Genomic DNA, 13,712 nt, shown 5'->3' on the forward strand with positions numbered 1-13,712 from the left:
ATGGATTCTTTATCCGTTAGGCTTATGGCTTCTAGTGGTAAATACTCGGAGGCCGTTGATTATTGGCTTGAACAGCTTGCGGAATCACCGTCACCAACAACCATCTCCCTAGGTACGGAAGGTGTTATAGTCGGCCAGTCGTTCCGACAGGTTGAACAGCAACTTTCAAATGAGACTTTACATTGTGTAGAGTCCCTGTCTAAAAACTCCGAACAAGCAATGTTCATGGTCTTAATGTCCGGAACGCTGTTGTTTCTTTCCCGATATCTAAATCTTACGGATTTATTAGTGGGTATGCCTCCACTGAAAAAAAAAGGAAGTGAAGAAGTTGCTTCGGCTGTATTGCCGATTCGAATTCGAATTTGCTCAGAGAGTACCTTCAGGGACGTTCTGATCCAGGTGCGCGATTGCTTAACGGAAGCTGCTAAACATCAGAAATTTCCACATCCTTATATTGCTGAAAAAACCGGACTGCCTATAAACCGTGATGAGTTTCTTCGTTTAGGGACGATTATCTCACTTAACAGCATTCACCAAACGATTGATCCTACTCTCTCTGAATGCCTCATACATATATTTTTTCAAAAGGAAGACGATACACTTTCATTTGTACTGCATTATGATGTCGATCGGTATGCTTATGAGAGCCAGATCAGGTTGAAACAGCAGCTCGCTAACTTCCTTGATTTGATAATGGAACAAATAAATACGCCGATTTCCCAGATCGATATCGTTTCGGATGAGGAGAAGCAACAGTTGCACACGTTCAACGATACGACGGCGGACTATCCGCGGGAAGAGACGATCCATGGGCTATTCGAAGCCCAAGTCGAGAAGACGCCGAACGCAGTAGCTGTCGTGTGCGAAAATCGGCAGCTGACCTATGCGGAGCTGAACAGGCGGGCGAATCAGCTGGCTTGGACGCTGCGCGAGCAGGGTGTGGGACCGGATCGCATCGTGGCGGTCCTGATAGATCGCTCTGTGGAGATGATCGTCGGGGTACTGGGTATCCTGAAAGCCGGCGGGGCGTACTTGCCGATCGATCCAGATTATCCGGCCGAGCGAATTGCCTATACGCTGGCAGACAGCGGGGCGGAGTGGCTGGTAACGACCCGTGACGTCGAGTTTCGGATGCCATCGCTTGCGTTTACGGGATGCCGGGTATATGTCGACGAAACAGCACAGGCACAAGCAGAGAACCCGCCGCAGGGGGCGAAGCCGGCGGATTTGGCGTACGTGATCTATACCTCGGGGACGACCGGAAAGCCGAAAGGAACGATGATCGCACACCGGAATGTTGTGCGGCTGTTGTTCAACGACCGCTTGGCGTTCGATTTCAACGAACGAGATGTGTGGACATTATTTCACTCGTATTGCTTCGACTTCTCGGTATGGGAAATGTACGGAGCGCTGCTCTACGGAGGCAAGCTGGTCGTCGTGCCGATGATGACGGCGAGGGATCCGGAGCAGATGGTGTGGCTGCTGCGGCAAGAGCGGGTGACGGTGTTGAACCAGACACCGAGTGCGTTTTATGCGTTGTTACAACGGGAAATGCAGGAACCGGACGCGGCACTGAGCGTACGAGTCGTCATTTTTGGCGGAGAAGCGCTGGCGCCGGGTCGATTACGGGAATGGAGCCGGAAGTATCCGAATACGGATTTGATCAACATGTACGGGATCACGGAAACGACGGTGCATGTGACGTACAAAAAGCTTGGAGAGGCGGAGATCGCAAGCGGCATCAGCAACATCGGCAAGCCGATTCCGACGCTGCGAACCTATATTCTCAACGAATGGCAGCAGCTGCAGCCGATTGGGGCTGCGGGCGAGTTGTACGTAAGTGGTGACGGTGTGGCGTACGGTTACCTAAATCGGCCAGAGCTGACGGCAGAGAAGTTCGTGGACAACCCTTTTGAGCCGGGTACGCGGATGTACCGAACCGGGGATTTGGCGAGATGGTTACCAGACGGCAACCTCGAGTACTTAGGTCGGATCGACCATCAGGTGAAAATTCGCGGCTACCGGATCGAGTGCGGAGAGATCGAGGCGCGGCTCATGACGCACACTGACATCCGCGAAGCGGTGGTTATTGCCCGGGAAGAGGAGCAAGGGCAGGCGTACTTGTGCGCGTATATCGTGAGCGGTGAAGCGATTTCGGCTCCGGAGTTACGAGCGCACTTGGCCGCATGTCTGCCGGAGTACATGATTCCGTCCTACTTTGTGGCCATAGACAGCCTCCCGTTGACCACTAACGGCAAGGTAGACCGCAAGTCGTTGCCGAAGCCGGAAGCGGCGCATACAGGCAGCGTCTACGAAGCGCCAAGCACACCGACTCAGCGACAGTTGGCAGATATTTGGCAGGAAGTGCTAGGAACGGAGCAGGTCGGCATCCACGATAACTTCTTTGTGCTGGGCGGTGATTCGATCAAGGTCATTCGCCTGGTCAGCCGGATAAATCGCGACATGGAGACGCCCCTCCAGATGAAAGATTTGTACCTGCATCAGACAATCGGACAGTTGTCCGACTTGTTATCTCAGGAACGCAAGCCCGTCCGGCAACTGGAGTTTGGACGGGAGATGCTTAAGCAGATGAAACGGCGTATCACGGACGATCCCGAGCAGGCAAAACAACTGCCGGCCGATTGTGAGGATGTGTATCCGCTTAGCAAGATTCAGCAAAGCATGGTGTTCTACTCGAGATTGCGGCCAGAGGAGCCAATTTACCACGATCAGTTTTTGTACCATTTCAAGATTGTGTCGATGGAGCGGTTTGCAGAAGCGATGCAGCGGTTGTCCGATAAGCATCCGATCCTGCGCACAACCTTCGATCTAACGCATTTTGAGGAAGAAGTCCAGATTGTGCACGCTCGGATCGTGCTGGAGCCGTCGACACAAGATGTATCGTCACTCAGCCGAGAGGAGCAAGAGCGCGTTATCCGCGCATATATCGAACAAGACCAGCGTAACTTGTTTCGGTTCGATGGTGAGGTACTGTGGCGATTTCGCTTATTCCGGCTTAATGCAAAGCACGATTATTACATGGTGTTTACGTTCCACCATGCGATTCTGGACGGATGGAGTGTGGCATCCTTCCAGGAGGAGATTGTGGGTATCTATCAGCAACTGCTACAGGGAAAACCGGTCGAGATAAAGCCGCTACAAAGCAACTACAAGGATTATGTGGCAATCAACCGGTTCCGGGAGAACGACGAGGAGAGCCGGCTATATTGGATCAACGAATTTGCGGGGTATACCCGCAACAAGCTGCCGTTCAACTACGCGGGCAAAAAGAGGGAGCGTGGGGCGGACAGTAGAATTTATCGCAGCCAACTTAGCGGCACGCTGCTCGGATCCTTGGAGCAGCAGGCGAAGCGATACGGTTGTACCGTCAAGGAGTTGTGCCTGAGCGCGTACTTGTATTTGCTTGGTATCCTGACGACGGAGGAAGATATTGTAACGGGCGTGGTCAGCCACGATCGGCCGGCAATCGAGGATGCGGACAAAGTATTAGGCTGCTACCTCAATACGGTGCCGATCCGCATGCGGCTAACACGTAAAGTGTCCAAGCCGGAACTGGTATATCGCACAAAACAGCAGCTTATGCAAATGAAAGTGCATGAAATGTTTCTGGTCGACATCGCCCAATCAATCGGAGAAGTGTCAAGCTCGTCGGTCAACCCGATCTTCGATACGTTGTTTAACTACACGGATTTCCATGTGCTTGAGGAGATGCGTCCGGGGCAAGCGATCGTACCGGAGACGGCGGCGCTGAACTTGGAAGCAAACGAGATGACGAATACGTGGTTTGATCTGGAGGTATCTCAATCCTTTAATAGGCTGAATGTGCAGATCAAATACGCGCCGGCTTATTTTGAGAACCAGGAGATTGAGACGGCGTTCGTTTGGTACGAACGAATCCTTGAAGCTATATGCGACGAAGAGACCGATATCTTGTCAATGGAGCATCTGATGACGGCTGCGGAACGACAAGTGATCGTGTTTGAATGGAATCAGACGGATATGCCGTACGCAGCAGAGAAGACGCTGCACCAGCTGTTCGAGGAACAAGTGGCGAGGACACCTGAACAGCCAGCTTTAAGATGGAACGGTCAGCAACTGACCTATCGGGAGCTAGACGAGCGGTCTAACCGATTGGCGCGGCGACTGCGGGACCTTGGGGTGCAAGTAAATGATCGGGTAGGGTTAATGACCGAGCGGGGCTTCGATATGATTGTCGGTATGCTGGCGATTCTTAAAGCAGGCGCTGCATATGTACCGATTGATCCTGACTATCCGCAAAGCCGGATCGCGCATATTATCGGTCATGCGGGAGTAAATGTCGTTATCGTCGATCGGACGTATGTAGAAGCGCTTGCACAATTCGTCGACAGCAGGGACCCTTCACTGATCGAGTATTCTAGCGAGGCGCTTCACCTTACCATAGATTCGCGCGAGTTGGCGTACATTATTTACACCTCTGGTTCAACCGGACTGCCGAAAGGGGTAATGATTGAGCATCATTCGGCAGTGAACTTGATTAGCTGGGTTAATGAAGAATTTCTTGTTGACAAGGAAGATCGGCTATTGTTCGTCACTTCGATGTGCTTCGACTTGTCAGTGTATGACATTTTTGGACCGCTGGCGGTGGGAGCCCAGGTAGTTATTGCAAATCGGGAACATATACAGGATCCGAAACAGCTGCTACAACTGCTTGGACAAGAGGCGATTACGATTTGGGACTCGGTGCCGACGACGCTGAACCATGTACTGCATACCTTGGAGGAACAGGAGGAACTTATCAGCCAGAAGACACTGCGGCTGGCGCTTGTGAGCGGGGACTGGATTCCGGTCGATTTAGCGGAACGTGCGAAGACGTACTTCTTCCCAAACTTGCATGTGATTGGGCTTGGGGGTGCAACGGAAGCAACCATATGGTCCAACTACTATCCGATCCAGGAAGTTACGCCGGATCAAACGAGTATTCCGTACGGAAAACCGCTAGGGAACAATACCTTCTACATTCTAGACGAGGAACGACATCCGGTTCCATACGGGGTGGCTGGTGAGCTGTATATCGGAGGAGTGGGCGTAGCTAGAGGATATTTGAACGATCCGGCCAAAACGAGTACATCGTTTATGGCAAATCCGTTTGTGCCGCAGGGGCGTATGTATCGGACAGGAGACATGGGGCGAATGCTGCCGGACGGCAACATGGAATTCCTGGGGCGCCGTGATCATCAAGTGAAAATTCGCGGCTTCCGGGTGGAGCCGGGAGAAATCGAGAGCCAACTGTTGAAGCATGAGGCGGTCCGCGAAGCAGTGGTAATCGTTCGAGAGGATGCCGCCGATGGGAAATACTTGTGTGCGTATGTGGTACTGCAGCTGGAGACGACTTCGGCGGATATTCGGGAGTATCTCCGGCAAGCACTACCGGCATATATGATACCAGGGTACATTATGCCGATGGAGCGCTTGCCACTGACCCCCAACGGCAAGCTGGATCGCAAAGCGTTGCCGGAGCCGGATGATAGAATTCATTCGGAAGAACGGTATGAGGCGGCAAGCACCGAAACGGAACGGAAGCTGCTCGGTATTTGGCAGGACGTGCTTGGCTTAGAGAACATTGGAGTAAGCGACGACTTTTTTACAATCGGGGGACATTCCCTGCGGGCGACTGCGCTGGTGTCCAAAATCCAGAAGACGATGAATGCTGATCTGATGCTGCAGGAAGTATTCCGACTACCGACGATTAAGGAGCAGGCGCGGAAGATAGAGGGAATGTCCAAGACAGCATACAGTGCCATCGAACCGGCGAAGCCGGGCGAGGATTATCTAATGACGTCGGCGCAAAAAAGAATGTATATCCTGCATGAGCTGGAGCCGGAGAGCACGCGCTACAACATGCCGGGCGTCGTGGAACTGGCAGGGAAGGTAGATGCGGGTCGACTGGAGCAAGCGATTCGTTCAGTCATTACCCGTCACGAATCGCTACGAACGTCGTTCACATGGGTAGACGGCGAACCGAGACAACAGATACACGAAGACGTGTCGTTGGAATGGGTTTACCAAGATACAGATGAAGCGCATGCGCGGGCGTTGACAAGGAACTTCGTGCGTCCGTTCGCACTTGACCAGGCGCCGCTACTGCGCGCCGGGCTGCTGCGTCTAGCGGAGAACCGCCATTGGCTGCTGTGGGACATGCACCATATTGTGTCGGACGGCGTATCCATGGGCATTCTGGTGTCAGACTTCATAGCGGCGTATGCCGGCGAGGAGCTGCCGCCACTGCGGATTCAGTACAAGGATTATGCAGTCTGGCAGCAAGGCACGCTCGAGGTAGAGCGGATGGAAGCGCATGAGGCGTACTGGCTGTCCGCCTATGCGGAGGAAGCGCCAGTGCTGGAGCTGCCGACCGACCATACGCGTCCGGCGGTGCCAAGCAGCGAAGGCGGAAAGGTATACACCTCGGTGAGCGCCAAGACTGCAGAGGCTCTTAAACGAATCGCGGTAGAGACGGGATCGACGCTGTACATGGTGCTGCTCGCAGCCTATAACGTGTGGCTACACAAGTACACGGGGCAGACCGACATTGTGGTGGGTACGCCGGTGTCGGGGAGAACACATGCAGACACGGAGCCGATGATCGGGATGTTCGTGAACACGCTGGCGCTGCGCAACGCTCCATCCGGGGACAAGCGATTTATCGACTTCGTGCACGAGGTGAAGGCGCGGACGCTGGCAGCGTTTGAACATCAGGACTATCCGTTCGAAGAACTGGTGGAGAAGCTGAACGTGCGCCGCGATAGGAGCCGAAACCCGCTGTTTGACACGATGCTAATATTGCAAAATATGGAGCAGGTAAGCTTTGATCTGGCAGACGTTGACATTCGTCCGGTCGAGCTGAGCCATCCGGTGACGAAGTTTGACTTGACGCTAAACGTCGTCGAAGTCAATCAAAGTCTTCACATGACGCTGGAATATAGTCGCGCCTTGTTCAATGCGTCTACGGTTGAGCGTCTATTGTCTCACTTTGTACAACTGTTGACTCAAATTACCGAACGAACAGACGCAAGCATAGCTTCTCTGCAACTGGTAACGCCGGAGGAGAAGCAACTGCTGCACGCTTTCAATGACACGGCGGCGGACTATCCACGGGAAGCGACGATCCATGAGCTGTTCGAGGCGCAAGTTGAGAAGACGCCGAATGCGGTAGCGGTCGTGTACGAGGACCAGCAACTGACTTATGCGGAGCTGAATGCGCGGACGAATCAGCTGGCTTGGACGCTGCGCGAGCAGGGTGTGGGTCCGGATCGCATCGTGGCCATCCTGGCGGAACGCTCGCTGGAGATGGTTATCGGGGTACTCGGCATCCTGAAGGCCGGTGGGGCGTACTTGCCAATCGATCCGTCGCTGCCTGCCGAACGTATCCGGTATATGCTAGCGGACAGTGGGGCGAAGGTGCTGCTGATTCAGCCTAGTCTAGATCCGTGCGGATTCGAAGGCACGGTGCTGGACCTGGCAGAATCTGAACAAGCACCGTCAGAAGCAAACCTCACGCTTAATGCAACGTCGAACGATTTGGCCTATATGATCTACACCTCGGGCACAACAGGGAACCCGAAAGGAGTCATGATCGAGCACCGCTCGGTGGTGAACTTTATCGCAGGGATGAGGCAAGCGATTCCGTTCGCCCCAGCGAAGTCGATGTTATTTGCGACCACGCTGTCGTTCGACATCTCGGTGGTGGAAACACTGCTGGCGTTGACGCAAGGCATGCGGGTCGTGGCAGCGAATGAAGAGCAGCAGAAGGAGCCTCAGCAGCTGGCGGCGCTGATCGAGCGCCAGCATATCGACGTGGTGCAGATGACGCCTTCCCGGTTGAAGATGCTGCTGTCTGCAGGCAACGATGGGTGGCTGGAAAGCGTCACGGAAATGTTGATTGGAGGAGAGGCTTGGACGGACGATCTGCTGGCGGTGCTGCAAAGCAAATCGAAGGCCGCGCTGTTTAATATGTACGGTCCGACCGAGACGACGATTTGGTCCGCGATGCGGGAAGTAACCAATGATCAGACGGTGAGCATCGGGGGTCCGATCGCCAATACACAGCTGTATATTTTGAGCGACAACTGGCAGTTGCAGCCGATCGGTGTTGCAGGTGAGCTGTGTATCGCTGGCGATGGCTTAGCCCGTGGTTACTGGAACCGGCCGGAACTGACGGCGGAGAAGTTCGTGGACAATCCTTTTGAACCAGGTACACGGATGTACCGGACCGGTGATTTGGCGAGATGGCTGCCGGACGGCAACCTCGAGTACTTGGGCCGGATTGATCATCAGGTGAAGATCCGCGGCTACCGGATCGAATGCGGGGAGATCGAGGCGCGGCTCATCGCGCACGCTGACATCCGCGAAGCGGTAGTCATTGCCCGTGAAGAGGAAAAGGGACAGGCGTACTTGTGCGCGTATGTCGTGAGCGGTGAAGCTGTTCCCGTTCCGGAATTACGTACGCATTTGGCGGCACAGCTGCCGGAGTACATGATTCCGTCCTATTTTGTTGAATTGGAGAACATTCCGCTGAACAACAACGGCAAGGTAGACCGCAAGGCGTTACCCGCACCAGATTTAAATGCAGGCTTAGAAGCCTGTGAAGCGCCGCGGGATGCGCTGGAGGCGCAATTGGCTGAGCTGTTCGCGGAGGCACTGGGCGGGAGTGCGATCGGCATCGGGGATTCATTCTTCGAGCGCGGTGGTCATTCGCTGAAGGCTGTGACGCTGGTGTCGCGCATTCATCAGCAGATGGCGGTGGAGTTGCCGCTGCGGGAGCTGTTCGCGCGACCGACGGTAAAGGCGTTGGCGGAATATGTGCGCAGCATGGATCCTAGCGACTACGGCCGGATTGAGCCGGCAGTGCCACAGGCATCGTATGCGCTGTCGTCGGCGCAGCGGCGGTTGTATGTGCTGCATGAGCTGGAGCCGGAGAGCACGCGCTACAACATGCCGGGCGTCGTGGAACTGGCAGGGAAGGTGGACGCGGATCGGCTGGAGCAAGCGATTCGTTCAGTCATTACCCGTCATGAATCGCTTCGCACGTCGTTCACATGGGTAGACGGCGAACCGAGACAACAGATACACGAAGACGTGTCGTTGGAATGGGTTTACCGGGATGCGGATGAGGGTCAAGCACGGGCGTTGACAAGGAACTTCGTGCGTCCGTTCGCACTTGACCAGGCGCCGCTACTGCGCGCCGGGCTGCTGCGTCTAGCGGAGAACCGCCATTGGCTGCTGTGGGACATGCACCATATTGTGTCGGACGGCGTATCCATGGGCATTCTGGTGTCAGACTTCATAGCGGCGTATGCCGGCGAGGAGCTGCCGCCACTGCGGATTCAGTACAAGGATTATGCAGTCTGGCAGCAAGGCACGCTCGAGGTAGAGCGGATGGAAGCGCATGAGGCGTACTGGCTGTCCGCCTATGCGGAGGAAGCGCCAGTGCTGGAGCTGCCGACCGACCATACGCGTCCGGCGGTGCCAAGCAGCGAAGGCGGAAAGGTATACACCTCGGTGAGCGCCAAGACTGCAGAGGCTCTTAAACGAATCGCGGTAGAGACGGGATCGACGCTGTACATGGTGCTGCTCGCAGCCTATAACGTGTGGCTACACAAGTACACGGGGCAGACCGACATTGTGGTGGGTACGCCGGTGTCGGGGAGAACACATGCAGACACGGAGCCGATGATCGGGATGTTCGTGAACACGCTGGCGCTGCGCAACGCTCCATCCGGGGACAAGCGATTTATCGACTTCGTGCACGAGGTGAAGGCGCGGACGCTGGCAGCGTTTGAACATCAGGACTATCCGTTCGAAGAACTGGTGGAGAAGCTGAACGTGCGCCGCGATAGGAGCCGAAACCCGCTGTTTGACACGATGCTAATATTGCAAAATATGGAGCAGGTAAGCTTTGATCTGGCAGACGTTGACATTCGTCCGGTCGAGCTGAGCCATCCGGTGACGAAGTTTGACTTGACGCTAAACGTCGTCGAAGTCAATCAAAGTCTTCACATGACGCTGGAATATAGTCGCGCCTTGTTCAATGCGTTTACGGTTGAGCGTCTATTGTCTCACTTTGTACAACTGTTGACTCAAATTACCGAACGAACGGACGCAAGCATAGCTTCTCTGCAATTTATAACGCCAGAGGAGAAGCAATTGCTGCTCTACGCATTTAACGACACGGCGGCAGCGTATCCGCGTGAAGCGACGATCCATGGGCTGTTCGAGGCCCAAGTTGAGAAGACGCCGAATGCGGTAGCGGTCGTGTACGAGGACCAGCAACTGACTTATGCGGAGCTGAATGCGCGGGCCAATCAGCTGGCTTGGACGCTGCGCGAGCAGGGTGTGGGTCCGGATCGCATCGTGGCCATCCTGACGGAACGCTCGCTGGAGATGGTTGTCGGGGTGCTGGGTATCCTGAAAGCTGGCGGAGCCTACTTACCAATTGATCCGTCGCTGCCTGCCGAGCGTATCCGGTATATGCTGACGGACAGCGGCGCGGAGGTACTTCTGATTCAGCCGGGCCTGGATCCATGTGGATTCAAGGGTTCGGTGCTCGAGTTGACGGAAAGGGGACAAGCGCAACTCGAGGCCCATCCGCCGCTAACGATAGACTCTCGGCGTTTGGCTTATGTAATTTACACCTCGGGTACGACTGGGAACCCGAAAGGAGTCATGATCGAGCACCGCTCGGTGGTGAACTTTATCGCAGGGATGAGGCAAGCGATTCCGTTCGCCCCAGCGAAGTCGATGTTATTTGCGACCACGCTGTCGTTCGACATCTCGGTGGTGGAAACACTGCTGGCGTTGACGCAAGGCATGCGGGTCGTGGCAGCGAATGAAGAGCAGCAGAAGGAGCCTCAGCAGCTGGCGGCGCTGATCGAGCGCCAGCATATCGACGTGGTTCAGATGACGCCTTCCCGGTTGAAGATGCTGCTGTCTGCAGGCAACGATGGGTGGCTGGAAAGCGTCACGGAAATGTTGATTGGAGGAGAGGCTTGGACGGACGATCTGCTGGCGGTGCTGCAAAGCAAATCGAAGGCCGCGCTGTTTAATATGTACGGTCCGACCGAGACGACGATTTGGTCCGCGATGCGGGAAGTAACCAATGATCAGACGGTGAGCATCGGGGGTCCGATCGCCAATACACAGCTGTATATTTTGAGCGACAACTGGCAGTTGCAGCCGATCGGTGTTGCAGGTGAGCTGTGTATCGCTGGCGATGGCTTAGCCCGTGGTTACTGGAACCGGCCGGAACTGACGGCGGAGAAGTTCGTGGACAATCCTTTTGAACCAGGTACACGGATGTACCGGACCGGTGATTTGGCGAGATGGCTGCCGGACGGCAACCTCGAGTACTTGGGCCGGATTGATCATCAGGTGAAGATCCGCGGCTACCGGATCGAATGCGGGGAGATCGAAACGCGGCTCATGACGCAAGAGCACATCCGCCAAGCAGTGGTTATTGCCCGTGAAGAGGAGCAAGGGCAGACGTATTTATGCGCGTATATCGTGAGCGACGAAGCTATTCCCGTTCCGGAGCTATGTGCGCATTTGGCGGCACAGCTGCCGGAGTACATGATTCCGTCCTATTTCGTACAATTGAAGAACATTCCGCTGAACAGCAACGGCAAGGTAAACCGCAAGGAGTTGCCGGCACCAGATTTAAATATAGGTCTAGAGGTTTATGAAGCGCCTCGAGATGAGCTGGAGGCGCAATTGGCGGAGCTGTTCGCGGAGGTGCTGGGCACGGGCTCGTTCAGCATCGGCGACTCGTTCTTCGAGCACGGCGGTCATTCGCTGAAAGCCGTGACGCTGGTGTCGCGCATCCATCAGCAGCTGGCGGTGGAGTTGCCGCTACGGGAGTTGTTCGCGCGACCGACGGTGAAGGCGTTGGCGGAATATGTGCGCAGCATGGATCCTAGCGACTACGGTCGGATTGAGCCGGCAGAGCCACAGGCATCGTATGCGCTGTCGTCGACGCAGCGGCGGTTGTATGTGCTTCATGAGCTGGAGCCGGAAAGCACGCGCTACAACATGCCGGGCGTCGTGGAACTGGCAGGGAAGGTGGACGTGGACCGGCTGGAGCAAGCGATTCGCTCAGTCATCACCCGTCACGAATCGCTACGCACCTCGTTCACGTGGGTAGATGGCGAACCGAGACAACAGATACACGAAGACGTGTCGTTGGAATGGGTTTACCGGGATGCGGATGAGGGTCAAGCACGGGCGTTGACACGGAACTTCGTGCGTCCGTTCGCACTTGACCAGGCGCCGCTACTGCGCGCCGAGCTGCTGCGTCTAGCGGAGGACCGCCATTGGCTGCTGTGGGACATGCATCATATTGTGTCGGACGGCGTATCGATGAGCATTCTGGTGTCAGACTTCATGGCGGCGTATGCCGGCGCGGAGCTGCCGCCACTGCGGATTCAGTACAAGGATTATGCAGTCTGGCAGCAAGGCGCGTTCGAGGCCGAGCGGATGGAAGCGCACGAGGCGTACTGGCTGTCCACCTATGCGGAGGAAGCGCCAGTGCTGGAGCTGCCGACCGACCATACGCGTCCGGCGGTGCCAAGCAGCGAGGGCGGACGCGTTCATGCAGAGATTAGCGCGGACGTGGCCGAAGGGCTGAAGAAGGTCGCAACGAAGACCGGATCAACGCTGTACATGGTACTGCTTGCAGCCTATAACGTGTGGCTACACAAGTACACGGGGCAGAGCGACATCGTGGTCGGTACGCCGGTGTCGGGGCGCACACATGCGGACACGGAGCCGATGATCGGGATGTTCGTGAACACGCTGGCGCTGCGCAACGCTCCATCCGGGGACAAGCGATTTATCGACTTCGTGCACGAGGTGAAGGCGCGGACGCTGGCAGCGTTTGAACATCAGGACTATCCGTTCGAAGAACTGGTGGAGAAGCTGAACGTGCGCCGCGATAGGAGCCGAAACCCGCTGTTTGACACGATGCTAATATTGCAAAATATGGAGCAGGTAAGCTTTGATCTGGCAGACGTTGACGTTCATCCGGTCGAGCTGAGCCATCCGGTGACGAAATTCGACTTGACGCTAAACGTCGTGGAAGTCAATCAAGGTCTTCACATGACACTGGAATATAGTCGCGCCTTGTTCAATGCGTCTACGGTTGAGCGTCTATTGTCTCACTTTGTACAACTGTTGACTCAAATTACCGAACGAACGGACGCAAGCATAGCTTCTCTGCAACTTATAACGCCAGAGGAGAAACAGTTGCTGCTCTACGCATTCAACGACACGGTAGCGGATTATCCGCGTGAAGCGACGATCCATGGGTTGTTCGAGGCCCAAGTTGAGAAGACACCGAACGCGGTGGCGGTTGTGTACGAAGACCGGCAGCTGACTTATGCGGAGCTGAATGCGCGGGCCAATCAGCTGGCTTGGACGCTACGCGAACAGGGTGTGGGTCCGGATCGCATCGTGGCCATCCTGACGGAACGCTCGCTGGAGCTGATGGTAGGGGTAATTGGCATCCTGAAGGCCGGTGGGGCGTACTTGCCAATCGATCCGTCGCTGCCTGCCGAACGTATCCGGTATATGCTAACGGACAGCGGCGCAGCGATGCTACTAATTCAGCCGGGCCTGGATCCGTGCGGATTCGAAGGCACGGTGCTGGATCTGGTGGAAGC

At 55.5% G+C, this 13,712-nt stretch carries 1 protein-coding gene (only partly in view); it reads left to right on the forward strand.

The window, feature by feature from the left end; all coding sequences use genetic code 11:
* A protein-coding gene (locus NST94_RS15130) for a non-ribosomal peptide synthase/polyketide synthase (protein WP_339281039.1) crosses the window boundary here: on the forward strand, positions 1–13,712 show its 5' end (the start). It continues 17,464 nt past the right edge of the window; the window shows 13,712 of its 31,176 coding nt (coding positions 1–13,712); it begins with the start codon at positions 1–3; the stop codon falls past the right edge of the window.

The sequence above is a fragment of the Paenibacillus sp. FSL H8-0282 genome (assembly GCF_037963825.1).
GTDB classification, from domain to species: Bacteria; Bacillota; Bacilli; order Paenibacillales; family Paenibacillaceae; genus Paenibacillus_AQ; species Paenibacillus_AQ odorifer.